At 60.0% G+C, this 24,219-nt stretch carries 26 protein-coding genes, 1 tRNA gene and 1 pseudogene; 7 read left to right on the top strand and 21 right to left on the bottom strand.

Annotated elements, in window-relative coordinates; genetic code table 11:
• The first annotated feature begins 8 nt into the window (after window positions 1–8).
• On the top strand, window positions 9–320 hold the full coding sequence (locus QA646_RS16405) for a (2Fe-2S)-binding protein (protein ID WP_283056468.1): 312 nt from the start codon (window positions 9–11) through the stop codon (window positions 318–320).
• Window positions 286–771: a bacterioferritin gene (gene bfr / locus QA646_RS16400; RefSeq protein WP_283056467.1), complete on the top strand. Its 486-nt coding sequence runs from the start codon at window positions 286–288 to the stop codon at window positions 769–771. The genes QA646_RS16405 and bfr overlap by 35 nt, the downstream gene beginning before the upstream one ends.
• Window positions 772–814: 43 nt before the next feature.
• On the opposite strand, the gene QA646_RS16395 is transcribed toward bfr, so the two are convergent.
• The 6 genes from QA646_RS16395 to rsfS all read right to left on the bottom strand — a co-directional run bounded on the left by QA646_RS16395 (window position 815) and on the right by rsfS (window position 6,880).
• A complete protein-coding gene (locus QA646_RS16395; RefSeq protein WP_283056466.1) occupies window positions 815–1,354 on the bottom strand; it encodes an RNA pyrophosphohydrolase in 540 nt (179 codons plus the stop codon).
• Window positions 1,355–1,370: 16 nt separating this feature from the next.
• Window positions 1,371–2,561: a divergent polysaccharide deacetylase family protein gene (locus QA646_RS16390; protein ID WP_283056465.1), complete on the bottom strand. Its 1,191-nt coding sequence runs from the start codon at window positions 2,559–2,561 to the stop codon at window positions 1,371–1,373.
• Between the two features lie 294 nt (window positions 2,562–2,855).
• Window positions 2,856–4,184, bottom strand: a complete 1,329-nt coding sequence (locus tag QA646_RS16385) for a S41 family peptidase (protein WP_283056464.1) — start codon at window positions 4,182–4,184, stop codon at window positions 2,856–2,858.
• On the bottom strand, window positions 4,174–5,655 hold the full coding sequence (locus tag QA646_RS16380) for a murein hydrolase activator EnvC (protein WP_283056463.1): 1,482 nt from the start codon (window positions 5,653–5,655) through the stop codon (window positions 4,174–4,176). Before QA646_RS16380 ends, QA646_RS16385 begins: the two co-directional genes overlap by 11 nt.
• A gap of 180 nt (window positions 5,656–5,835) precedes the next feature.
• Window positions 5,836–6,318 (bottom strand): 23S rRNA (pseudouridine(1915)-N(3))-methyltransferase RlmH, encoded by a 483-nt coding sequence (gene rlmH, locus QA646_RS16375; RefSeq protein WP_283056462.1) that lies wholly within the window; start codon window positions 6,316–6,318, stop codon window positions 5,836–5,838.
• A 115-nt stretch (window positions 6,319–6,433) separates the two neighbouring features.
• Entirely contained in the window at window positions 6,434–6,880 is a 447-nt protein-coding gene (gene rsfS / locus QA646_RS16370; protein WP_283056461.1) for a ribosome silencing factor, read from the bottom strand.
• 263 nt (window positions 6,881–7,143) lie between these two features.
• On the opposite strand from rsfS, the gene QA646_RS16365 reads away from it, so the two are divergent.
• Window positions 7,144–7,524 (top strand): winged helix-turn-helix domain-containing protein, encoded by a 381-nt coding sequence (locus QA646_RS16365; protein WP_283056460.1) that lies wholly within the window; start codon window positions 7,144–7,146, stop codon window positions 7,522–7,524.
• Window positions 7,525–7,530: 6 nt separating this feature from the next.
• On the opposite strand, the gene modC is transcribed toward QA646_RS16365, so the two are convergent.
• From modC to obgE, 7 genes are all read right to left on the bottom strand, one after another.
• Entirely contained in the window at window positions 7,531–8,604 is a 1,074-nt protein-coding gene (modC, locus tag QA646_RS16360) for a molybdenum ABC transporter ATP-binding protein (protein ID WP_283056459.1), read from the bottom strand.
• The gene (gene modB, locus QA646_RS16355; RefSeq protein ID WP_283056458.1) at window positions 8,601–9,302 is read right to left on the bottom strand and encodes a molybdate ABC transporter permease subunit; all 702 of its coding nucleotides are present in this window, start codon (window positions 9,300–9,302) and stop codon (window positions 8,601–8,603) included. The genes modC and modB overlap by 4 nt, the downstream gene beginning before the upstream one ends.
• Before the next feature lie 87 nt (window positions 9,303–9,389).
• Complete coding sequence (gene modA, locus QA646_RS16350; RefSeq protein WP_283056457.1) at window positions 9,390–10,187, bottom strand: molybdate ABC transporter substrate-binding protein; 798 nt, start codon at window positions 10,185–10,187, stop codon at window positions 9,390–9,392.
• Between the two features lie 677 nt (window positions 10,188–10,864).
• The gene (locus QA646_RS16345) at window positions 10,865–11,446 is read right to left on the bottom strand and encodes a nicotinate-nucleotide adenylyltransferase (RefSeq protein ID WP_283058892.1); all 582 of its coding nucleotides are present in this window, start codon (window positions 11,444–11,446) and stop codon (window positions 10,865–10,867) included.
• Window positions 11,447–11,483: 37 nt separating this feature from the next.
• The gene (locus QA646_RS16340) at window positions 11,484–12,767 is read right to left on the bottom strand and encodes a glutamate-5-semialdehyde dehydrogenase (protein ID WP_283056456.1); all 1,284 of its coding nucleotides are present in this window, start codon (window positions 12,765–12,767) and stop codon (window positions 11,484–11,486) included.
• Window positions 12,760–13,929, bottom strand: a complete 1,170-nt coding sequence (gene proB / locus QA646_RS16335; protein WP_283056455.1) for a glutamate 5-kinase — start codon at window positions 13,927–13,929, stop codon at window positions 12,760–12,762. The genes QA646_RS16340 and proB overlap by 8 nt, the downstream gene beginning before the upstream one ends.
• Entirely contained in the window at window positions 13,926–15,029 is a 1,104-nt protein-coding gene (gene obgE, locus QA646_RS16330; protein ID WP_283056454.1) for a GTPase ObgE, read from the bottom strand. The genes proB and obgE overlap by 4 nt, the downstream gene beginning before the upstream one ends.
• 182 nt (window positions 15,030–15,211) lie before the next feature.
• On the opposite strand from obgE, the gene QA646_RS16325 reads away from it, so the two are divergent.
• A complete protein-coding gene (locus tag QA646_RS16325; RefSeq protein WP_283056453.1) occupies window positions 15,212–16,063 on the top strand; it encodes an endonuclease/exonuclease/phosphatase family protein in 852 nt (283 codons plus the stop codon).
• A gap of 46 nt (window positions 16,064–16,109) precedes the next feature.
• Here QA646_RS16325 and QA646_RS16320 read toward each other — a convergent pair whose 3' ends face one another.
• The 4 genes from QA646_RS16320 to rplU all read right to left on the bottom strand — a co-directional run bounded on the left by QA646_RS16320 (window position 16,110) and on the right by rplU (window position 18,076).
• Window positions 16,110–16,697 carry a GNAT family N-acetyltransferase gene (locus QA646_RS16320; protein WP_283056452.1) on the bottom strand — a complete coding sequence of 196 codons (588 nt, stop codon included), beginning with the start codon at window positions 16,695–16,697 and terminating at the stop codon, window positions 16,110–16,112.
• Entirely contained in the window at window positions 16,694–17,329 is a 636-nt protein-coding gene (locus QA646_RS16315; RefSeq protein ID WP_283056451.1) for a GNAT family protein, read from the bottom strand. The genes QA646_RS16320 and QA646_RS16315 overlap by 4 nt, the downstream gene beginning before the upstream one ends.
• Window positions 17,330–17,456: 127 nt before the next feature.
• Entirely contained in the window at window positions 17,457–17,726 is a 270-nt protein-coding gene (gene rpmA, locus QA646_RS16310) for a 50S ribosomal protein L27 (RefSeq protein WP_283056450.1), read from the bottom strand.
• A 32-nt stretch (window positions 17,727–17,758) separates the two neighbouring features.
• Window positions 17,759–18,076 (bottom strand): 50S ribosomal protein L21, encoded by a 318-nt coding sequence (rplU, locus tag QA646_RS16305; RefSeq protein WP_028753733.1) that lies wholly within the window; start codon window positions 18,074–18,076, stop codon window positions 17,759–17,761.
• Between the two features lie 306 nt (window positions 18,077–18,382).
• Here rplU and QA646_RS16300 point away from each other — a divergent pair.
• Window positions 18,383–18,472 (top strand) — tRNA-Ser (locus tag QA646_RS16300).
• Between the two features lie 59 nt (window positions 18,473–18,531).
• On the opposite strand, the gene QA646_RS16295 is transcribed toward QA646_RS16300, so the two are convergent.
• A complete protein-coding gene (locus QA646_RS16295; protein ID WP_283056449.1) occupies window positions 18,532–18,774 on the bottom strand; it encodes a hypothetical protein in 243 nt (80 codons plus the stop codon).
• 184 nt (window positions 18,775–18,958) lie between these two features.
• On the opposite strand from QA646_RS16295, the gene QA646_RS16290 reads away from it, so the two are divergent.
• Complete coding sequence (locus QA646_RS16290; RefSeq protein WP_283056448.1) at window positions 18,959–20,098, top strand: DUF4268 domain-containing protein; 1,140 nt, start codon at window positions 18,959–18,961, stop codon at window positions 20,096–20,098.
• Window positions 20,099–20,570: 472 nt separating this feature from the next.
• Here QA646_RS16290 and QA646_RS16285 read toward each other — a convergent pair whose 3' ends face one another.
• Both QA646_RS16285 and QA646_RS16280 read right to left on the bottom strand, forming a co-directional pair.
• Window positions 20,571–20,789, bottom strand: coding sequence for a hypothetical protein (locus tag QA646_RS16285; protein WP_028751596.1), 219 nt, complete (start codon window positions 20,787–20,789; stop codon window positions 20,571–20,573).
• Window positions 20,790–21,453: 664 nt separating this feature from the next.
• Window positions 21,454–22,362: a DUF1003 domain-containing protein gene (locus tag QA646_RS16280; protein ID WP_283056447.1), complete on the bottom strand. Its 909-nt coding sequence runs from the start codon at window positions 22,360–22,362 to the stop codon at window positions 21,454–21,456.
• Window positions 22,363–22,854: 492 nt separating this feature from the next.
• Here QA646_RS16280 and QA646_RS16275 point away from each other — a divergent pair, with 492 nt between their 5' ends.
• On the top strand, window positions 22,855–23,811 hold the full coding sequence (locus QA646_RS16275) for a hypothetical protein (RefSeq protein WP_283056446.1): 957 nt from the start codon (window positions 22,855–22,857) through the stop codon (window positions 23,809–23,811).
• Window positions 23,812–23,866: 55 nt separating this feature from the next.
• Here QA646_RS16275 and QA646_RS16270 read toward each other — a convergent pair.
• Window positions 23,867–24,158: pseudogene (locus QA646_RS16270) on the bottom strand (DUF2282 domain-containing protein).
• Between the last annotated feature and the right edge of the window lie 61 nt (window positions 24,159–24,219).

Here is a 24,219-nt window from a genome sequence, read left to right as displayed (position 1 = left end):
AGCGAAGAATGCTGGTTTGCAGTTGTAATTACATCACCGACAAGGAAATCCGGGAGACCATCATCGAGCTCCTCGATCAGGATTGTTGGCAGCTCATCGTTCCCGCCAAGGTCTATCACGCCATGTCGAAGCGCGGCCGCTGCTGTGGCTGCTTCCCGAATGTCGTCGACATCATCATAAAGACGACCGAGGACTATCATGCCCGCCGCCACTCGACGGAGGCGGAAATATTTGATTTCATGTCCCGCTTGAAAAAATTTCATGAAGATAACAGGAGAGCGGACATTGAAAGGCGACAAAAAAGTCATCGAGCGGCTTAACGAGGCCCTATTTCTCGAACTCGGTGCAGTCAATCAATATTGGGTTCATTACCGGCTTTTGGAAGATTGGGGCTATACCAAGCTTGCCAAGAAGGAGCGTGCCGAATCCATCGAAGAGATGCATCACGCCGATCGCCTCGTCGCTCGGATCATCTTCCTCGAGGGACATCCGAACCTGCAGACGCTGGCGCCGCTGCGCATCGGCCAGAATGTCAAGGAAGTGTTGGAGGCCGATCTCGCCGGCGAATATGATGCCCGCACCGCCTACAAGAAGTCGCGCGATATCTGTCACGATGCCGGCGACTATGTCTCGATGAAGTTGTTCGAGGAGCTGCTGGCGGACGAGGAAAGTCATATCGACTTCCTGGAAACCCAGATCGACCTGCTCGAAAAGATCGGCGAAGCCAAATACGGCCAGCTCAACGCCGATTCAGCCGACTCGGCCGAATAATTCGCATTTTAAAGTCCGGCCGTTTTGGACGGCCGGACTTTTCTCAATCTTCCGCCTTCAGACCGGCCAAATGCCGGAATTCGGCGACGACTTGTTCGTAGACCGACCGTTTGAAGGCGACGATCAGGCGGGGAAGGTCGGCCATCGGCCTCCAATCCCAGGCATCGAATTCCGGCTCATGGCCGCCCGGCGGCGGGTTGATGGCGATTTCGCTTTCATCGCCGTCGAAGCGGAAGGCAAACCAGCGCTGGGTCTGGCCACGGAATTTGCCCTTGAGGCCGATGCCGATCAACTGCGGCGGCAGATCGTAATTGATCCAGTCCTTTGCTTCGGCGAGCAGCGTTACTGTTTTCATTCCGGTTTCTTCGTGGAGCTCGCGATAGGCTGCCTCCAGCGGATCTTCGCCCTCATCGATGCCACCCTGCGGCATCTGCCAGAGCTGCGGCGAGCCGTCATATTCGGAATTGCCGTCTGGAATGCGTCTGCCTGCCCAGACCAACCCTTCGCGGTTGAGCACCATGACGCCCACACAGGGGCGGTAGGGCAGGTCTTCAGCTCTGACGGGTTGATGGCTCTTGCTCATGATTGTCCTCTAACGATCAGGGATGTTTGGGATCGTCGGCGAGGGCCGAGACGGCGACGATCTCGATGCCGCGCATGGCTGCCTCCTCGCTCCACTTGCTGATGGCGTCGACGCTCTCGTCGAAAGCGGACGCAACGCCGATGGCCGAGCCATTGCGTCGCGCGATCCGCTCCAGCTCGTCGAGCTTCTTCAAGATCGCATCCTGCTGCAATTCTCCGTCGAGCTGCAGATCCGCAAAGGCATGCGGCACCTCCAGCGCCTTCGCGATGGTGCCGGATTTGGACTGCGCCGAGGAGCCGTCGTCGAGGAACAGCAGGCCGCGCTTGCCGATATCGCGCATGACAGGTTCCGTGGCGTCGGCATTCGACAGGAACCGCCCGCCGAGATAGTTCATCACGCCGGTGTAATTGGTGATTTCGGCCATGGCCTTGTGCAGGTCTTCGATATTCTTGGCCGCCGGCTGCGAGGTCAGAAGCGTATCCGGTCCGGGATTGTTGCTGGGATAATCGAACGGCTCGAAAGGCACCTGGATCAGGATTTCATGGCCGCCACGCCGCGCCTCCTGCATCCAGCGCTGCAGGCTGTTGCCGCTGGCGGCAAAGGCGAGCGTGATCTCCTCGGGCAGCTTCTCGATGGCGCGCTGCGTGCCGGTCTGGCTGAGGCCGAGGCCGCTGACGACGATGGCGATACGCGTGCCGCGGGCGCCGGACCATGGCCGCGCATATTGGTCCATCGGTCTCAATCCGCCGGGCGCGATGATCGGCAGCTTGCCGAAAGGCGAATCCTCCAGCAGGCTGTCGTTCGGCGTCGCCGCCATGCGCGGATCCTGGCCGACCCGATTGGCATTGATCAGCACCGGGCCGTCGCCGTCGCGGGTGTTCGGGCTGAACATGGTCACGACGGAACCGTCGCTGGTGACGATGCGATGCGTATCGGCACCGGACTGCGGATCGACCTGCTTCAGGCCCGTCGTTTGATCGGCGGTGGCCGGATTGTCATTGGCGGGTGTTGGTGGTGGCGAGGTCTTCTCTGCGGTCTCGACGGGAGGCGTTTTCTGCAGATTGTCGCGCAGCAGTGCCGAATAGAGGGAAAAACTGGCGATCGCGATCAGGCAGAAGCCAGCGAGAATGCGCCCAAAGGGCGGCCGCCGCCGTTTGCGGCCAGAGCCGCGGTTCTGGCCCAGCGGTGCATGCAAATCCGTTCCCAAAGTCCGTATCCACCCCAAGCGGGACACTATCTGCCCCAGAGCGGTTCAGCGCTTCACGGAATCGCTTTCCCGCTCTATCCCTTTGTTGTTAGGCAATTCCGAACGGAAAACCGCTTCGCACTTTTCCTGGAATTGCTCCAGAGCATTCCGCTTTCATGTCGCCATTAAAGCAGCGAGATGCTCCAGATTCAAAACACCCAAGCATGATCCAAAATGGATTTTGGAGCGCGATGAGATATCACCTCGCTCCGGATATGAAAGCGCCGGGTCTGTTTCCAGCCCGGCGCTGTTTCCTTACTTGGCGGAAACCGCCTTTTCCGGGTTCGGCGGGAAGGCCGGATCGGTCTTGGCGCCGCGCAGCAGGTCGAGTGCGTAGTTGAGCTGGACGTCGTCCTTGGGATCCGGCGGCACGTAAGCGGCCGAGCCGGAGCCCTGGTCGGTTTCGCTCTGGCCCTTGATGTGGCCCGGCAGGCTGGATTCGCCTTCCGTCACCAGCTTGCCCTTCAGGTCGTCCGGCAACGGCTCGTCGACCTTGATGTCAGGCGTAATACCGGTGCCCTGGATCGAGCGGCCCGACGGGGTGTAATAAAGCGCCGTCGTCAGGCGCAGCGCGCCGTTGCCATCGCCCAACGGGATGATCGTCTGCACGGAACCCTTGCCGAAGGACTGGGTGCCGAGAACGGTGGCGCGGCGCAGATCCTGCAGGGCGCCGGCAACGATTTCCGATGCCGATGCCGAACCGCCGTTGATGAGCACGATGATCGGCTTGCCGTCGGTCAGATCGCCCGGGCCGGCGTTGAAGCGGCGGGTTTCGTCCGGATTGCGGCCGCGGGTCGAGACGACTTCGCCGCGCTCCAGCACATCGTCGGCGACGTTGATCGCCTGGTCGAGCAGGCCGCCCGGATTGAGGCGCAGGTCGAGGACATAGCCCTTCAGCTTGTCGGCCGGGATATCCTTCTTGATCTTGGCGATCGCGGCTTCCAGGTCCGGCGTGGTTTTTTCGGTGAAGGAGATGATGCGGAGATAACCGACATCGCCGCCTTCTTCGCGCGACTTGACGGCGGCAACGGCGATCACGTCACGGATGATGGTGAGTTCGATCGGCTTGTCGGCGCCCTTGCGCAACAGCGTCAGCTTGATCGGCGTCTTGACGGCGCCGCGCATCTTCTCGACGGCGTCTTCCAGCTTGAGGCCGCGGACCGACTGGCCGTCGATGGCGGTGATATAGTCGCCGGCGAGAACACCGGCCTTGGCGGCGGGTGTGTCGTCGATCGGGGTGATGACCTTGACGAGGTCGTTATCCATGGTCACTTCGATGCCGAGACCGCCGAATTCACCCTTGGTCTGGGTGCGCATATCGTCGGCGTCCTTGGCATTCATGTAGCTTGAATGCGGATCCAGCGAGGACAGCATGCCGTTGATGGCGGCTTCAATGAGCTTGTCTTCCTGGGGCGGCGTTACGTATTGTGCGCGCACACGTTCAAAGACATCGCCGAAAATCGACAATTCCTTGTACGTGGAAGCGCCTGCGGCTTCCGCCGGCGCTACCGCCGTGTAGATAACGCTCATCGCGGTCGCACCCATCAATGCGCCAACGAGAACAAGAGAAGCCCTACGTATCATTGCGTGCCTTTCCAGTGTCTTTGGAGGTCCACCAAGGCCGAGAATCGACCGGCTTCCCATCTTTTCGAAATTCAATGTAGAGCGTTGGGCGATCCGTTTCCAGCGCCAATGCAGTCGCGCTTGCGACTCTTTTCTGGCCCATCGTAGCGAGCGGCTCGCCAGCGAAGACAAACTTGCCCAGACGCGTCTTGATCGCGTCCATTCCCGACAGCACCATATGATAGCCGTCGCCGGTATCCAGAATAACCATCTGGCCATAGCTGCGAAATGCGCCGGCGTAAACGACGGTCCCATCGGCGGGAGCGGTGACGAGCGCGTCGGGGCCGGTTGCGACGGTCACGCCCATCGCCGTATGTCCCGTACCATCGTCGTCGCCGAACTGGCGGAGAATATCACCCGCCACAGGCAGCTCCAATTTCCGTTTGAGGTCGGAAAACGGATATGCGGGCGCAATACGGTTTTTATCGGGCACGCCGCTTTCGGCCAGTGCCCTTGCCTGTTCCCGCTGCTGATCGGTCATTTGCTCCCGGCGGGCCTCTTCCGCCCGGGCTGCGGCGGCGGCATCGCGCACCGAGCCGATCTGGCTTTCCAGCGACGCGACGAGGCCCTCGAGACTGGTCGCCTGGCCCGCCAGTTCTTCGGAACGCTTGCGCTCCGCGTCCAGTTCGGCAGCATTCTCATGGCTGTGCTTGTCGTTTTCGGCGATCAGCATATCCATGCGCCGTTCCTCCTCCAGACTGTTGGTCATGGTGGCGGTAAGGTCGGCCTTTTCCGCCGCTGTGGCGGCACGCAGCTTGGTGAGATCGGTAAGGTCGGCGATGAGCTTGTCCGTCTCCTTGCGCATGCCGGGAACGACGGCGCCGAGCAGGATGGCGCTGCGCACTGAAGCAAGCGCATCGTCGGGCGTTACCAGCAGCGCCGGTGGCGGGTTGCGGCCCATGCGCTCCAGCGCGCCCAGAACTTCGGCCAGCAGCGCCCGGCGCTCGTGCAACGATTTGCGGATCTTGTCTTCCTTGACCGCGAGATCGGTCAGCGTCCTTTCGCTCTGCTGTATCTTGCGGTCCATATCCCTCCGGCGGGCGGCGCTGTCGATCAGCGCTTGGCGCAGGCTGGCGGTGCTCTTGTCGAGCGAGGCGATGCTGTCTTCCAGCGCTTTCGTCTTGTCGGAGGAAAGGCTGATCGTCTTCGACAATTCTTCCAGCTCGGCGCGGGTCTGATCGCGCTTCCGGGCAAGGTCGGCGGCGGGATCCGGCGCCTGTTCCGGCTGTTGCGCCGATGGTGCAGGCGACGTGACGACCGGGTGATCGTCTTTAGTCTGCGCGGGGGTCTGCGCAGGTGTAGCGCCGCCATCTTCCTGCGCCAGGGCTATATCCCGAAACTGAAACGGACTTTCAAGATAGACGCCGACGCCAAAGCACGCTGCCAGGGAGGGCAGCAGCAAGCGGAAAAGCGTGGGCGGGGTTTTTCTCATCCAGTCGTTTGGGCTCAGCCCCTTCAGATCGCGTGAAATTAAACCGGTTTGCCGCGATTATCCAGAAAGCATCATCAATTTTGCGGCGGGAATCAAAACACGCCTGTGTGAGCGTTCCGTTAACGCAAAATATCGGAAAGCCAAACTGTTTTCGAGCATTTCGCTTCCGGCAGTAGGCATTCAAACCCGATGATAGGGATGCCCGGACAGGATCGTGACGGCGCGGTAGAGCTGTTCGGCGATGAGAATGCGCACAAGCTGGTGCGGCCAGGTCATTTTGCCCAGGCAGAGGGTCGCGTCGGCCTTGTCGTAAAGCGAGGGATCAAGGCCATCGGCACCGCCGATGGCGATCGTGAGGTCGCGCTTGCCCTGGTCGCGGAATGTGCCGAGCAGAGCAGCAAAGGCTTCGCTGTCCAGCGCCTTGCCGCGCTCGTCGAGCAGAACGAGAACGCCGCCGTCCGGATGCGCCTTCTGCAGCAGGACCGCCTCTTCGCGCTTGCGCGTCTCGCCGTTGGATGCGCGGCTTTCGGCGACTTCGGTCATGCGCGCCAATTCAAGGCCGATTGCCGGACCAGCCTTGGCGAAACGGTCGAGATAACGGGCCGCAAGATCCTTTTCAGGGCCGGTTTTCAACCGTCCCACCGCAAAAAGACCTATCCGCATTCCCGCTCCCAAGCATATCCGCCATCATGGCGACACAGACATAGATCGTTGCCGGACAAACATGTCCGGCGATTCGATACCACTAACCGGGACCGGGAATAATGTCCGGAACAGGTTAGTGCAGCGTGCCTTCCTCAAGATCGGGTGCGGCCCACATCTTTTCGATGTTGTAGAACTCGCGAATCTCAGGACGGAACACGTGAATGATGATGTCACCCGTGTCGATCAGCACCCAGTCGCCGCCTTCCAGGCCTTCGACGCGGGCGGTGCCCAGGCCTTCGTCCTTGAGGTCGGTGATCAGATGGTCGGCAATCGCCAGGACATGCCGGTTCGAGCGTCCGGAGACGACGACCATGTAGTCTCCAAGCGCGGACTTGCCAGCAATGTTGATGGTGACGATATTTTCGGCCTTGGAGTCCTCGAGGCTTACGAGGACGGCTTGCAGGGCGCGGGCAGCGGCATCGACGCCACGTTCCGGGCTCTTCGGGACAACGACAGGCGTTCTTCCCTTGGCGTGTACTGTTGTCAGTGCTCTTCCTTCCTTGAGTAACAGAACAGGCACATGATCTGAGTCGATCACATCTTAAAGATAGGCACCAAAGCATTAAGGTTTCAAGACGCTGGTTGTCATCTATTGGAGGTAAGGACAAGCTTTTGTGGTATTTCTAGGCTCTTTCGCACCATATATGGGCGAATCCTCATTGGGATCATCAGCTAACGTAAGGTGATGCAAAACCCTGCGGGGGTCGCCACCGTCCCCGCCTCCCATGTACAGGCGAGCCAAGGACGCGTATACACAAGAGCAGATCGAAACGCTCCGATGCCATGACCAAAGCTCCGCAACAGTCCCTGAAGCCCATCCTCCGCATCAGTTTTCCGGGGGAGGAGCGGCTTGGACGCGGCAAGATGGAACTGCTTGAACATATTCGCGAAACCGGTTCGATCTCGGCCGCCGGCCGGGCCATGGACATGTCCTATCGCCGGGCCTGGCTGCTGATCAGCGAATTGAACCATATGTTCCAGGGGCCGGTCGTCGAATCCCAGCGTGGCGGTCAGAATGGCGGCGGCGCGGCATTGACGCCCTTCGGCGAGGAATTGCTGCGGCGGTTTCGCGGCATGGAGAACACCGTGCGGGCAGCCATTGCCGGCGATCTGGAATGGCTGGAAGCCAATCGCAATTCCGACGAGGCCGCCGCGAAGTCCTGATCGCTCTTACGATTCGAGCGCTACGGTCTTGACGATCGCGTGGATGGGCAGTCCAATCCGCAAACCTAGCCGTTCAGACGAAAACTGCGTGATGCGGGCAAGCACGCTGTCGCCGCCGCAATCCACCTTTACGTCCACGGTACCGTCGGCGGCCGTGCCGATGGCAAGCACCCGGCCTTCGAGGATATTGAGGGCGCTCAGACCTTCAGGTCGGGCCGTCGCCAGCATGACATCGCGCGCAGGGATGTGGACACGGACGGCTTTGCCGATTGCAGCCGCTTCGCCGGGCACGAAGAGTTTGGCCGCTTTCAGTGCCACGACGGTCAGGCGGTGCCCGCGGTCGATTTGCTCCACACGGCCTTCCAGCAGAACGCCGGCTTCGCGACGGTCCATTGCCTGCGGGCCGGAAAGCTGGCTGAAGATGTCGACCGCTGCTCCCGTTGCCTCCACCTTGCCGTCGCGCATCACGACGACCCGGTTGGCCAGCCGCGCCACCTCGGCGATGGAATGGCTGACATAGATGATCGGCACCTTCGTTTCGTCGCGGAGCCGTTCGAGATAGGGCAGGATCTCGGCTTTGCGGGCCTCATCGAGCGCCGCCAATGGTTCGTCCATCAGCAGCAGCCGCGGTGACGACAGCAGGGCGCGGCCAATGGCGACACGCTGTTTCTCGCCGCCGGAGAGTTTTGCGGGCCTTCGATCGAGAAGCGCTGCGATGCCGAGGAGATCAACGACCCCATCAAAGCTTTCGCCATGGCCGTCTTTCGGCGCGAACCAGCGGCCGTAGTTCAGGTTCTGCCGCACGGAAAGATGCGGAAACAGCCGCGCTTCCTGAAAGACGTAGCCGAAATGACGGCGGTGGCGCGGGACGAAGACATGGCTGTCGGTGTCTGCCAGCACCGTGCCGTCAAGGTCGATGCGCCCATGATCGGGTTGGATCAGGCCGGCGATGATGCGGATGATCGAGGTCTTGCCTGAGCCGGAGCGGCCAAATAGGGCCGTGACGCCGCCGTCGGAGGTGAAGGCGGCGTCGAGCGAGAAGGCGCCCAATCGATGGCGGATATCGACGGTCAGCGTCATTCCCAATCCACCCTTTTGCCGGCGAGATAGGCGAGGAATTCGGAGGCGAGCAATGCCGCCATGGAAATGACGATGGCGACGATCGTCAGCCGCAACGCACCGGCATCGCCACCGGGCACCTGTGTAAAGGTATAGATCGCCGAAGACAGCGTCTGCGTTTCGCCGGGAATATTGGAGACGAAGGTGATGGTGGCGCCGAACTCGCCCATCGCCTTCGCGAAGGACAGGATCATGCCGGCGATGATGCCCGGTAGGATCAGCGGCAAGGTCACGGTGAGGAATATCCAGAGCGGACTGGCCCCGAGCGTTCCGGCGGCCTCTTCAAGCTTGCGATCGACCGCTTCGATCGACAGGCGGATACTTCTGACCATCAGCGGAAATCCCATCACGCCGCAGGCAAGGGCGGCGCCGGTCCAGCGGAAAGAGAAGACGATACCGAGATATTGGTCGAGCACTGCGCCGATCGGGCCTTTGCGACCGAAGAGGATGAGGAGGATAAAGCCGGTGACGACGGGCGGCAGGATCAGCGGCAGGTGGACGATGCCGTTGACGATCGATTTGCCCCAGAATTTACCGCGCGCGAGCAACATCGCGGCGGCAATGCCGAAGGGCAGGCTCACCAGCATGGCAACGGTCGAGACGCGCAGGCTCAGCTCGATCGCCGTCCATTCGTCGTTGCTCAAACCCAATGCGCCCAAGTCCGGCCTCGTAAAGACATGTCAGGCTCGCCAAGGTCCGGCGAGCCTGTCGAAACAAACAGAATGCCTACGGTTGAGCGGTGCTGCTCACGGCTTCAGAGCCGTAAAGCCTTCATGCTCGAAGAACGGAACAGCCTTAGCCGATTTCAGATAATCGACATAGGCCTGTGTGTCCGGGTTCGTGCTGCTGGCCGTGATCGCGATGGGATAGATGATCGGCGGATGGCTGTCTTCCGGAAACGTGCCGACAACGGCGACGCCCGGATCGGCGGAAACGTCGGTCTGGTAAACAATGCCGTAGGGCGCTTCGCCGCGCGAAACCAGCGCGAGCGCGGCGCGCACGCTTTCAGCACCGGCGATCTTCTTCTCGACGGAAGACCAGACGCCGAGTTTCTCCAGCGCCGCCTTGCCGTATTTGCCGGCCGGCACCGATTCCGGCTGCCCGATCGCCAGGCGTCCGTCGCCGAGAAGGCCGGCAAGATCCATGCCCTGCTTGATCTCCACGGGTTTGGCCTTGTCTTTGGCGGAGACGAGAACGATCTTGTTGCCGAGCAGGTTGACGCGGCTGTCGTCCTTGATCAGCTTTTTCTTGGCGACATAGTCCATCCAGTCGGTATCAGCGGAGATGAAGACGTCGGCCGGTGCGCCGTTTTCGAGCTGCTTGGCCAGCGGTCCGCTTGCCGCATAGGAGACGGTAACCTGCTTGCCGGTTTCCTTGGTGAAGGCGGCGTCGATGTTATCCAGCGCGTTTTTCATGCTCGCAGCGGCAAAGACGGTGATCTTGTCGGCGGCGAACGCTGGTGCCGGAATGGCAGACATGCCAAGCCAGGCGGCAGAAAGGGCGGCGGTTGCAAGTTTGATCCATTGGCGGCGGCTCAAGGCCATCATGTTTCTCCCGAAAGGTATCGTCATATTGCGAGAGATATAACGGCCGGCGAAGCTTGGCTAGGGATATGTTTTGAAAAACATAGCGTTATTGAGGACGTAACTCTACGAATTTACTAGGGATTTGGTTTTCCGATGCATATTGGGCAGCTTTGTTATTGCAGAAATGCATGGCTTGATTCGCCCAATGTGCCGGCGAAAGCTCACGCCGCAAGACGTAACGTTAAGAATCGTGCAATTACATAGGAGATTTCAGGAGCGCCGCTCGCGAAGCGGAAGGTGATCCTGCTCAGATCATGAAAAGGAAGCGTTTTTTGGGCAGATCATTTTCAGAGCCATGATGAAAATGCATTGCTGCATTGCGCTATCAGCGTTTTATCATTTGGTAAAATCTGCTAAAACTTAACCATCGAAACGGCGATCTCCTCCTCCCAATGCCGTTCGATATGGATCGGCAACTATCCTCCTCCCAGTTGCTGATCAGGTTTGAAAGCCCGACGGATCTCCTCCCCCGTCGGGCTTTTCATTTTGGAGGGTTTTTCCGAAAAATTCGGGCTCGCTATCGCGTCCAGAGCGGTTCAGCGTTTCACGGGATCGCTTTCCCGCTCTACCCCTTTGTTTTTGCGCATTCCGGACGGAAAACCGCTGCGCACTTTTCCTGGAATTGCTCTAGGCGGTCATTGTGCTGCGCGCAGGGCGGTCGAGCTCAACGTCGAGCGCCGACCGTGAATAAAGGTCCAGGCGGGTGCCGGTTTTTTCCACAATACCCGGGCATCGTCCTCGTCGACGCGCGCATAGTGAAACGTCTTGGCCATCTTTGCCGAGAGATAGGACAGCGTCGATCCCGGCCGGTCGATGACGGCGATAGGAAAGGTGCGGGCAATCTCCTGCCATTTCTGCCAGCGGTGAAATGTATTGAGGCTGTCGGCGCCCATGACCCAGATGAAATGAACGTGTGTATTGCGTGCTTTGACGTAGGCGAGCGTATTGGCCGTGTAGCTCATGCCGAGCGTCTGCTCGAAAGCCGTCACCTTGATGCGCGGATCATGCGTGATCGCCTCGCTGAGCGCGATGCGTTCGGCAAGCGGCGCGAGATGATTACGGCTCTTCAACGGATTGGCTGGAGTCACCATCCACCAGAGCTGATCGAGGCCAAGCCGGCGGAGCGCGATTTCAGCCACCAGCGCATGACCCTGATGCGGCGGATTGAAGGAGCCGCCGAAAAGACCGACTACCATGCCGCGCTCGGCATGTGGCATGCGCAGATAGCGGTAATCGATCTCTTCCTTATGCACGTCAGGCCCGTATCTGTCCGGTGCCGCGCACGCGATATTTGAAGGAGGTAAGCTGCTCGACGCCGACAGGTCCGCGCGCATGCATCTTGCCGGTGGCGATGCCGATCTCCGCGCCCATGCCGAACTCGCCGCCATCGGCAAATTGCGTCGAGGCATTGTGCAGCAGGATTGCCGAATCGATCTCGGTGAAGAAGCGCTCGACGACGGCTGGATCCTCGGCAATCACCGCTTCCGTGTGGTTCGAAGAATACTTGCCGATATGGGCGATAGCCCCGGAAATGCCGTCGACCAGCGCGACCGAGATGATCGCGGCCAGATATTCAGTCGACCAGTCCTCTTCCGTCGCCGCCTTCAGGCCGGGCACCAGCTTTAGCACATCGGCGGAACCGCGGATTTCGCAGCCTGCCGCGGCAAGCCTGTCGAGCAGCGGCTTCAGATGGGTGGACGCGACCTTCGAATCGACCAGCAGTGTTTCGGCCGCGCCGCAGATGCCCGTGCGGCGCATCTTGGCGTTGACGACGATGGACTTCGCCATCTCCAAATCGGCGGAGGCATCGATGTAGATGTGGCAGAGGCCTTCGAGATGGGCGAAGACCGGCACACGCGCCTCGGTCTGAACGCGAGCAACCAAGCTTTTGCCGCCGCGCGGTACGATGACGTCGATGTTGCCTTCGAGCCCGCGCAGCATAGCGCCAACGGCTGCCCGGTCGCTGACGGGCACGAGCTGGATCGCATGTTCCGGCAGGCCGGCTACCTTCAGCCCCTCGACCAGGCATTCGTGGATTGCCTGAGACGACCGGCGCGAATCACTGCCGCAGCGGAGAATCACGGCATTGCCGGCCTTCAGGCACAGCGCACCGGCATCGGCGGTGACGTTCGGTCGGCTTTCGAAGATGACGCCGATGACGCCGAGCGGCGTGCGGACGCGCTCGATCTTCAGGCCGTTCGGACGATCCCAGGCGGCGATGACTTCGCCCACCGGATCGGCCAAGGCGGCGATGGCGCGGATGCCTTCGGCCATCTCGGCGACACGCTTGTCGTTCAGCGTCAGGCGATCGACAAAGGAGGCGAGCATATCAGTGCCTTCGACGTCTTTCAGGTCCTTGGCGTTCTCGGCAAGAATATGATCCTTCCGCGCCAGAATGGCATCGGCCATGGCCTGCAACGCCTTGTTCTTGCTCTCGGTCGAAGCGAAGGCCAGAGGTCGCGACGCAGCCCGGGCCTTGCGGCCGATATCGTTCATCAGCGCATCGATGTCGGGGCTTTGTGCGACGGTATCAAGCATGGGCTTCATCCTTCTTCAATTTCTCGGCCTTCGTCTTGACGGAGGCGGTCATGACAAGGTCGTCGCGATGCACCATGGCGGCGCGGCCGGGATAGCCAAGGGTCGCCTCGATCTCCGTCGACTTGCGGCCGGTGATCTGGCGTGCTTCCTCGGCATCGTAACCGACAAGGCCACGGGCGATTTCACGGCCCGATGGGCCGATGACGGCAACGGTGTCGCCACGGCCGAAATGGCCGACGATGCTGCGCACGCCGGCCGGCAGCAAGCTCTTGCCGGCGCCGAGTGCGGTGACGGCGCCCTCGTCGACATGCAGCTCACCAGCGGGCTGCAACTGTCCGGCAATCCAGGTCTTGCGGGCAGTGACGGGCGTGCCAGACGGTGCGAACCAGGAAGAGCGCGCGCCGCTTGCAACGGCGTTCAACGGCCGATCCGTCTTGCCCGAAGCAATGATCATGGCGCAGCCGGCGCCGGTGGCGATCTTGCCGGCATCGATCTTGGTGCGCATGCCGCCGCGCGACAGTTCGGAAGCAGCGCCGCCGGCCATGGCTTCGATCTCGGGCGTGATCTCGGCGATCGTTTCGAGGAATTTCGCCTGCGGATCGAGATGCGGCGGAGCGGTGTAGAGACCGTCGATGTCGGACAGCAGGATCAGCAGGTCGGCGCCGGTCATGGTGGCGACGCGGGCGGCGAGGCGATCATTGTCGCCATAGCGGATTTCGCTGGTGGCGACCGTGTCGTTTTCGTTGATGATCGGCACGGCGCCGATCTTCAGGAGCTGGTTGATGGTGGCGCGGGCATTGAGATAGCGCCGGCGCTCTTCGGTGTCGCCGAGCGTCAGCAGAATCTGGCCGGCGACGATATCGTCACGCGACAGGCTTTCCGACCAGGCGCGCGCCAGCGAAATCTGACCGACGGCCGCCGCCGCCTGGCTTTCCTCCAGCTTCAGCGCGCCCGAAGGCAGGTCGAGCACCGAACGGCCGAGCGCGATGGCGCCGGAGGAGACGACGAGGACATCGACGCCCTTGGCCTTCAGCCCGGCAATATCGGCACACATTCCGTCCAGCCAGGCCTTCTTCAGGCCGGCCTTGCGGTCGACGAGAAGGGCGGAGCCGATCTTGATGACGATGCGGCGATAGCGATCGAGCGGCTTGCGGGCGGTCATCCCTGGTGTTCCTCCTCGTCGCCTTCATCTTCGACTGCGTCGCGGGAGAGCGGCATGTCACGGTGGCGCAGCTTCGGCGCCTTTGCCGGCTTCTCTTCCTCAGTGCCGGCATTGGCCTCAACGATCACATCGCGAAGCGCGCGCAGCACCTCGGTCATGCCGCGGCCTGTGACGGCGGAGATTTGGAAGGGCGTCTTGCCGCAAGCTCGCGCCAGTTCACGGGTCTTCTTCTTCAGCGTCTCCTCGTCGAGCACGTCGATCTGCGACAGCGCGACGATCTCCGGCTTGTCGGTGATGTCGTTGCCATAGGCTTCGAGCTCATGCTTGACCGTCTTATAGGCCTTGCCGACCTTCTCTTCCTGGGCGGAGACGAGATGCAGCAACACGCGGGTACGCTCGACATGGCCGAGGAAGCGGTCGCCGATGCCGACACCTTCATGCGCGCCTTCGATCAGGCCGGGAATGTCGGCCAGAATGAATTCCTGGCTGTCGATGGTCGCGACACCGAGATTGGGATGCAGCGTCGTAAATGGATAGTTGGCTATCTTCGGTCGGGCGCGGCTGACGGCGGCGAGAAAGGTCGATTTGCCGGCATTCGGCAGGCCGACGAGGCCGGCATCGGCGATCAGCTTCAGCCGCAGCCAGATGGTCTTTTCCTCGCCCGGCAGGCCGGGATTGGCCCAGTCCGGCGCCTGATTGACCGAGGACTTGAAATAGGCGTTGCCGAAGCCGCCGTTGCCGCCCGCGGCGAGACGAAAACGCTGGCCCTCCGCCGTCAGGTCGCAGATCAGGGTTTCCTCGTCTTCCTCGAAAATCTGCGTGCCGACCGGGACCTTCAGCGTCACGTCGTCGCCCTTGGCGCCGGCGCGGTTCTTGCCCATGCCGTGCATGCCGATCTTGGCCTTGAAATGCTGCTGATAGCGGAAATCGATCAGCGTATTCAGGCCGTTGACGGCCTCGACCCAGACATCGCCGCCGCGGCCGCCATCGCCGCCGTCGGGACCGCCGAATTCGATGAATTTCTCACGCCGGAAGGAGACGCTGCCCGCGCCGCCATCACCAGACCGAATATAGACCTTTGCTTCGTCGAGGAATTTCATTTTACTTCCGTCACTCGGTATTGGCGCATGACCCCTGAGATCGAAATGGGATTCAAGAAAGTTTCTGCGCTCTTTTCAATTGTTACCGCGTCCTCTGCATGTCCGCCAGGACAGGCGGCGCGGTCATTTGCCCGTCATGTCGCCTTCGATATAGGCCGTTCAGCCGGAGGTCAAAGATTATCGTGAAGTTGGTGAGCTATAACATCCAGTACGGCTTCGGCCTCGACGGTAGATATGATCTCGAGCGCATCGTCGCAAACCTTGCGGGCGCCGATATCATTGCCTTGCAGGAGGTAACCCGAGGCTTTATCCGCAACGGTCATGTCGACATGGTTACCGCGATCGACACGTTGCTGCCGGATTACTATGCCGTCTATGGGGCCGGACTGGACGTGCTGCCGCCGGATGCCGGCCCACATGATCCGCGTTTTCAGTTCGGTAACATGGTGCTGTCGCGCTGGCCGGTCGTCGCGACACGGACGCTGCTTCTGCCGCGCAGCCGCACGCTGTCCAAGCTCAATCTGCAGCGCGTTGCCGTTGAAGCGGTGATCGATGCGCCCAGTGGCGCCATCCGGGCCTATTCCGTGCATCTCGACCACGTCTCTCCGGACGAGCGCATCCGCCAGATCCACTATCTCAAGGACCATGCGATCAACTTTGCACGCGACGGCGGTTCGCTGACGGGCGGCATGGAGATCGGTCACCCCGATCCGCCGCTGCCGGAGGAATTTGTCCTTATGGGCGATTTCAACATGGTGCCGGAATCGCCGGAATATTGCGCGCTTGCCGGCCTGAAGGACGTCTTCTACGGTCGCTTGCCGCGCTTCGATACGCCGACCGACGCGCTCGATGCCGCCGGCTGGCTGAAGCCCGAAGCCTATAGCTGGATGGATCCGAATGATCGTAACAAGCGCATGCATCTCGACTACTGCTTCATCAGTTGCGGGCTCAGTGATCGCCTGCGATCGGCCCATGTGGATATCGATGCGGATGGGTCCGATCATTTTCCGGTGTGGATCGAGATCGATGGATAGAGGTGTCATCGCCGGGCAGAGCCGGCGATGACTGGTTTTCGAAGCTTCATGCCGCCTGCGAGAGCCGCAGTGCGCCCGGCTTCAGCACGGTTTCGATATGCGGAACCATGGTGTTGCGGGCGAAGCTGTAGACTTCCGCGCAGCCGATGATGTCGAAACCGAGCTTTTGCTGCAGCTTCAACGACGCCGGATTGTCGGCGAAGACGCCGGAGAACACGGCGACTTCGGGCATGCGGCGGGCGAAGCGCTCGAGCGTCGCCGCGACCGCTTCGCTCATGATGCCGCGCCGCCAGTAGTAGCGGTTCAGCCAATAGCCGAGATGCCAGCGGCCATGCCGAAGATCGATGCCGACGCAGCCGATATGGACGTCGTCCCGTTCGGTGATGGCCAGCATCCAGTCGTTCTCGAGGCCGGCGGTGCGCGGGATCAGCCAATCCAGGGCATCCTGTCGGTCATAGGGCACCGGCACGCGCGCCAGCATGCGGGTGACGGCGAAATCCGAGAGCGATTCCGTCATCGCGTCGGCGTCGCCGAGCCGGTGCGGGCGCAGCGTCAGCCGCTCCGTCCGGATGACCGGCGTCGGTCCGGGCGTCAGGATCCTGACGTCGCGGCGAGGGAGGATGGCGGCGTTCATCGCAGACCTCCCCAGCTGCGCAATGACATCCAGGTCTTGCGGTCAAGCCGGTACCATTCGACCGATACCGTGCTGCCGAGCGCCAGCGATGCGGCAAGGCCGGATCCCTGGAACTGGAAGCCGCACTTCTGCACGACCCGCCTGGAGGCGACGTTCATCACCCGGCAACGGGCATCGATCTGGGCGACGTTTTCGCGCGTCCGGAAGACCATGTCGATCAGGGCATGGGCGGCTTCCGTCATATAGCCCTTGTTCCAATAGGGCTCGCCCAGCCAATAGCCGATCTCGACGGTTTCCGGGTCGGCCGTCGGCTCGACGCCGCAGCAGCCGAGAAAGGCGCCGTTTTCGGCTTTGGTGATCGCATAGACGCACTTGCCAATCTCGCCAAGCTTCGTGCGTCGCACGAAATCGGCGGCATCATTGGTCGTATACGGGTGCGGCATACGCGATACCATTGTGGCGACGTTGGCGTTGTTGGCGAGATGGGCAAGGGCGTCGATGTCTTCTTCGTGGGGCGCGCGCATGACGAGCCTTTCCGACAACAAGACAGGGCAATCGGTCCTTAACCGCTCCGGCCTCAGCCGTTCTTCGGGAGACCTCGATTGGTCTTCCCTTAACAATTCGCCTTGCATGGTTCAGTCCTCCTTGGTTGGGGTAAAGAAAAAGGGGAGATGGCGCCCCATCTCCCCTTTTTTCTTGACTGAACCTGATGCGTCAGCCGGGTCGATGAGACGCCGGCTGTTTTAGAGCGCTACCGGCTTATTCCGCTGCTTCCGCTTTCGGCATTACAGACACGTAGACGCGGCCATTGGCCTTCGTACGGTAGTCCACATTGCCGGCCGTAAGCGCAAAAATCGTATGGTCTTTGCCGAGGCCGACATTGGCGCCCGGATGCCACTGCGTACCGCGCTGACGCACGATGATGTTGCCTGCTACGACGGTTTCGCCGCCGAACTTCTTCACGCCAAGGCGCTTGGATTCGGAATCGCGACCGTTGCGCGAGGAACCGCCAGCTTTTTTGTGTGCCATTGGAGTTCTCCTTTAAACCTTGATCCCGTTACTTACTTGGCAGCCACGATGTCCGTGATGCGGACGACCGTGTGATGCTGGCGATGGCCGCGCGAACGCTTCGAGTTCTGACGACGGCGCTTCTTGAAGGCGATGACCTTCTTGCCGCGATTGTGCTCGACCACTTCGGCCTTGACGGAAGCGCCCTTGACGAAGGGAGCACCAATCGCAGCGTCGGCGCCTTCGCCGATAACGAGGACTTCGGTGAATTCTACGGTATCGCCGGCGGTGACTTCCAGCTTCTCGATGGTCAGCACGTCGTTTGCTGCCACACGGTACTGCTTACCGCCGGTCTTGATGACTGCGAACATTTTTTATCCTTTCATGTTCGTTCCGACTCTCTCGCCATGAGGCAAGCGGCCGTCTTTTTATCAGTCTAAATTTAGCAGGAGTTTCAGGGGCTTGCGGCCTCGAAAAGGATCTGCCGGTGAAGCCCCGCACAAAGCAGGGCGGCCAAGGCACGGACTTATCCACACCTATTGCGTCGCACGGGATATATAAGGGCCTGTGATCTGTCAAGGCAAAAGGATGAAAAGCTTGAATATTCACCCTTGCCATCCCATCCTTCTCTCGCTATGAGAACGCCCGCGCTGCAAAACGCGCCGACCAGCATAACCGGAGAGGTGGCAGAGTGGTCGAATGCACCGCACTCGAAATGCGGCATGCCTGCAAGGGCATCGTGGGTTCAAATCCCACCCTCTCCGCCATGACAAATCTGGGTTGCCAGTGGTCTGCATGTAATCCAATTTCTTTTTCGACTCATGTGTCAGACAGCGAGCCACGCGTTCGGCACGAAGGCGGTGGATTCCGCGTCCTGCTGTCTCAAGAAGAGAACTTCCGGACTTTTTAGCGGCTTCGGAACTTCGCTGCGTCGGTCAATAATCAAATGCGTCGAATAGTGACGCAACGTCGAATGAAGAATCGTAACCCGGCGCCTGCTGTTCTCCTCACGCGTTTGAATATCGTCCAGGCCGCGCACGAAGAGCAGATAGGTGATCTGTTCGATCACTTCGAGCGAATTTCACCTGTGAGCATGCGTAGTCCCTGGCACCATCCGAATCGGGTTTGACACTACGGCATAAGGCCGTGCTACTGAAGATGCATCGGAAAGTTGAATGACCGCGAGATGAAAGTATGCGCCTTAGAAATAACGAGCTTGTTAGGGCTGGCGCGACACCGGCGAGGGTCGTCTGATGTTTCGTGTTGATCTAAGCCAGAATAGAATCTCGCGCCTGGCGCAAAAACGCTTCGGTGAGCTTGCGTTGCGCGAGCGGGATAATCTGCAGGAATGGCTGGTGCACCAGCCAGACGCACTCGGCGAAGAACTGCTTATCATCCAGAAAGAGTTCGACGGGTTCGATGAGACGCGAGAGCGACTGGATCTTCTTGCACTCGACAAGACGGGCAACCTAGTCGTTATCGAGAACAAGCTTGACGACTCCGGCCGTGACGTGACCTGGCAGGCGTTGAAATATACTGCCTATGTGTCGGGACTGAGCAAGCTGCAGATCGTCGAGATCTATCAGCAATATCTCGATCGATATTGTGGGGGTGGCTCGGCAGTCGAGCGCATCTGCGAATTCATGGAGGTCGAGGAGCTTCAAGAGACGGTGCTGAACCCCGGCAACGGCCAGCGCATGATGTTCATAGCTGCCAATTTTCGCCGCGAGGTGACCGCGACAGTGTTGTGGCTGCTCAGTCGCGGCATTCGTGCGCAGTGCTTTCGCGTTGTGCCCTACAGCTTCGGCGATGAGCTATTCATCGACCTGCAGCAGATCATTCCAACCCCCGAGGCTGCAGACTACATGATTGGCATTTCCTCGAAGGAGGTTGAGGAGACGAACGTGCAAGGCGTGCAAGCGCGCCGGCATCAGCTCCGACTCCAGTTCTGGGCTCGCGCACTGGAAAGGCTGCGCGCAGATGGCATCACTCTCTTTGCCAATGTCAATCCAAGCCGCGACCATTGGCTCAATGCGGGCTCTGGTGTCAGAGGCTGCCCTTTCACAATGATTTTTGCTCGCGACGAGGCTCGCGTCGAGATGAACCTCGCGCGTGCCGATCGTGACGAAAACAAGTGGCTCTTCGATCAGCTCGTAGCGGACAAGTCAGCGATCGAGGTTAGATTTGGAGGAGAGATGAAGTGGTATCGGTTGGACGACAAGAAACAAAGCCGCATATCATACGCTCATCCATTCGATGGCTACGAGTCGGATAACTGGCCGGAAATGCTCGACTGGTTGTCGGAGCATATCCGCAAGCTAGAAGGCGCCTTCCGACAGCCATTGGCGCAATACGCTCGTTCAATTCCTAGTGTTGACGAGGCGGCAGAATAGCGGCACGTAGCGGCCACAATTAGCGCATCGCTATGAGACAGCCCGCGCTGAGAAACGCGCCGACCAGCATAACCGGAGAGGTGGCAGAGTGGTCGAATGCACCGCACTCGAAATGCGGCGCGCCTGCAAGAACGTCCCTACCGAAAATGTAAAAGAAACATCGTCGGCCCAACCAGGGTCATCGCGAAGATGAATAATGATATGCCGACCTTCAATATCTTCATGCGGCGTGTCTTCACGCCGTCCCAGTCGTAGTCCATAACTATATCCCCCTTCTCTATTTGCGCCGAGTTCGACTGCGCATTAGGAGTATCTTGTATGAGGGATGTGCGAAGCTTGCCGCTGTGTGACGGAGTGTGACGTATTCAGCCAGAGCGCCGTGCGTTCATTTGAACGCACAAGGGTCGCTCCGGTTTTTGACTCCAGGGGTATTTTTCCCGTTTGCCGCCGGTTTCACCTGAAAGCGGGTGCGCTAGGCGCGATGGAAGACTTCGTCCGTCAGGAGCAAAAGGAAGTTCTCGTCGTCCAGCTTGTTGGCGATCTGGCCGTCTTCTGTCATGTAGTCGAAGACGGGGCCTCCCGGTCGGTCCGAGAAGGCGAATTTGGGCCATTTCAATTGCTCGATAATGACGATGCGGCGCCCGGCGTCATTTTCGCATGCTATTCTTTTGGTCTCCTCGAAGTAGGTCATGGCGACACCTCAGTAATAGTTCCAAACTGAAGCTTAGGACGCGCAAATCGCGAGTCAACCTTACTATGGTGGCTAACACGTAAGTATTACGTCGCTCCGCGTCCTTTCCGGCCTTACAACTCCGCACTCATCCCAGCTATCGCCTTAAGCCGCATCGCGAAATCGCATCCGGCGGAGCCTCGTCGCGCGCTGGCCTCATCCGTTCTGGCTAACTTAAGAGTGTCAAATTGACGATGAACAACCAAAGGTTTATTGTTTAATTTCTAACGTAAAGGAGGGGGGCATGAGAACGTTCGTGTGTTTTCTCGTCGTATTTTGGGGTGCTACGGCCGCTGACGCGGCGCAAAACATTATACGTGTGTCGTCGATAATACCCGCAGCCGAGATCGCAGAAAGTGCCTTGTTGCTCCCGGGCAGCGCGGCCAGGGCTGCCTGCGTTTACAGCAAAAAATACGGTCCTGACGGGGTTCGCCTATGCTGCCGGCGGGCTTCCGGCTTATATGCGCCCACGGGAGCGCGGATGGCTATCCATCCGCAGCCTTAGGAAATCAGGCGTATTTTTCTGTTCGAGAGAAGAGGCCGGGCCGACGATAGCGGCCTCTGAACGCACCTGCATGTGCCGAGACGCAAGCCCTAGCGGGCAGCACTTATCAAGCCGGTCGCTCTACTCCGTCGAATCGTCCGGCTCCTCGGCCTTGGGCTTGCCGCCGAAGAGGTTCTTCAGGGCATTGGTCTTCACTTTCGATGCCTTGCTGACCTTCAGGGCGCGCGTGGCCGCCTTGGCCTGTTCCAGCATCATCTCGATCTGAATCTGCTGGATTTCCGTCAGCCGCTCCCATTGGCGATTGAGGAGATGGTCGACTTTTTCATGCAGGTGGCGGATTTCCAGTTCGGCTTTCAGGTTGACCTTGTAGTCGTTGAGGGCGCGCAATCGGTCCTTTGCTTCCTGCCGGCGCTGGCTCATCATGATGATCGGCGCCTGCAGGGCGGCGATCGTCGAAAGGATCAGGTTCAGCAGGATGAAGGGATAGGCGTCGAAGGCTTTGCTTTCGCCCATGGCGAGGTTGATGCCCATCCACACTGTCAAGAACAAGCAGAACGAGATGATGAAGGTCCAGCTTCCGCCGAAGGCTGCGACCATGTCGGCCATCCGGTCGCCGATGGAGCGATGATCCTCGTAGTCCTCTTCGATGTTCTCGGCGAGTGTGTCGTGCGTCTTCAGGCTTTCGACGACTTCGTCTTCCAGGTTGGAAAGTTCGCCGCGCTCGTCCGTCAGCAGTTCGGCGATATATTGGGCGCGATACTCGTCCATCGCCTTGCGGCTGATATAATCGTCGGAGCGGATGTCCGGATGTTTCTGGCGCATGAATTCCGCAAGCGATGGGCGCAGGTCATCGAAGTGCACTGCATCCTTCTTCTTCAGCGTTGCGCCGGTAATGGCGTCGACAAGCTTGACGGACTTGGCTTTCGCCTGGGCGAGGCTTTTCGTATAGTCATCCATCACCACGGTCGCCGCTTCGCCTTCGCCCGCGTCAAAATCGACTATACCTTCCGCCGGGTCTGTCTCTGTCATATGAGCCCTCTTTCGCAGTAGTAGTTCGTTCGTCTAGCCGATGATCGGAACAGGATTGTGACTGTAAATTGACTGCGCGATGGGCCTCGACAAAACTGTTCCGGTTTCGCCCCAGTCTCGGTCGGCCACCCGTTCGCTGTAAATCTTCCTAGCGATCTAATCCTAAGCAATGGCAAATAAATTGCGGCGCGGATGCGTGGGAGAAGCGAAGGCCCCTCCATCCGTTCGTTATCAGCAAAATACAGCAACATTTGACAACCGAGCCGTGAGTCTTTGAAATCATTTGTAAAATCGCAGGGCGACTGTCTCGCGAATTTTCGCCAACCAAGCAGAAATGTGCCTTTTCAGCCCCTTGACCCCGGTTGGGGAGCTTCTATTTGCCGCGCTGCAGCAGGCGTCTTGCGGCGCCAAACAAGGACTACCTTCCACGAATTTTTCAACGGGCTTCGGCCTGTTGCCCTGGATTTAATGCGCGTGCAGAAAGGGATACCTATGCACAATCCTCCGGCAGATGACTTGGAGTCCATCGCCCGGCAGGGCGGCCGTCTGAAGCGAATGGCTGTTCGAATACCCACCTATTTGACGGATGTGCGGGAAAATCCGGCTTGGCTGCCGATGTTTCTGCTGGCCCGGACGATGCCGTTTCGGCGCATGCACTGGTTCGCGACCAGGCAACCGGTAGCTCGGCCAGGGGCCGGCCAATCGATGTTCTCAGGGGTCGGGTGCGATGCAGTCGTCAGTGCGCTCCGGACCGACGGGATTTTTCCCGGCTTGATCCTGCCAGAGAACATTCACCGGGAAATTGCCGAATTTGCCCGGACCACCGGCTGCTTCGGCAATTTCGACAGGAAGCTTGAATTCGTGGCGCCCGAACATGGAAACGCGGAGACGCGATTCGGGCGGTCTCTTCTGAGCGGGCATTTTTTCGAGCGTTCGCTTGATTGCGGCGCCGTGCTGGCAGTTCAGCGCGATCCCCTGCTTGGCGACGTGGCCCGACATTATCTCGGCGGGCAGGCCCGGGTGATAACCACGCGCATCTGGTGGAGTTTTCCGACGCATGCCTCGGAAGCGGATCGCAGCCTTGCCTCGCTCGACAAATATCATTTCGACCTCGACGACTGGCGGATGCTGAAGTTCTTCTTCAATCTGGTCGATGTGGATGAAGGCACGGGCCCGCATGTTTTCGTCAAGGGCAGCCACAGGCGGCGGAGGATGAAGCATCAATTGACACTCCTGGTCGGCCATCCGGCGGAGGAGGTCCTTCGATTTTACGGAGAGGAAAGTGCCGTCACGTTGACCGGCAAGGCCGGTTTCGGCTTCGTCGAGGATCCCTTCGGTTTCCACATGGGCACCGTGCCGACGCAAAAGCCGAGGCTGATGATGGAAGTCGGCTTCGGGGTTTCAAAGCCGTCCCGCCGCAGATTCCACGGAGAGCCGGCTCTGCGGTAAATGGTCATCCGTAGACCCCTGCCCGGACATCCGGGCTCCTGAGGGACGGCTTCGATCAGGCAGGCGCCGATCCCTGTATCAGGGTGCCGTGGCCGTTCGGCGTCTTGATTGCTTCGCAGGTTCCGGCTGGAACCAGCTTCCAGGAATTCTCTTGGGTAGTCGATCGTCGAGGTCCCGGCGCAGGTAGTGCCCGCGCCGGCGGCGCAATCGTTCTGACCCTTGAGGGCCACGCCGTAGCACTTCTCCTTGGCTTTGCCATTGGCCGCTGCGGTAGGAGCCGCGATAAGGGATGCGACTGCGGATACCAGCATACCGGCAATGGCTGCTGTAACGGCGCTGTCTTTCATAGGCTATGTTCCATAGAGCGGTTCAGCGTTTCGCGGAGTCGCTTTCCCGCTCTATCTCTTT

Source organism: Rhizobium sp. CB3090, from assembly GCF_029714285.1.
In the GTDB taxonomy this organism is placed as follows: Bacteria; Pseudomonadota; Alphaproteobacteria; order Rhizobiales; family Rhizobiaceae; genus Rhizobium.
This window is presented reverse-complemented; position numbering and strand designations above follow the sequence as displayed.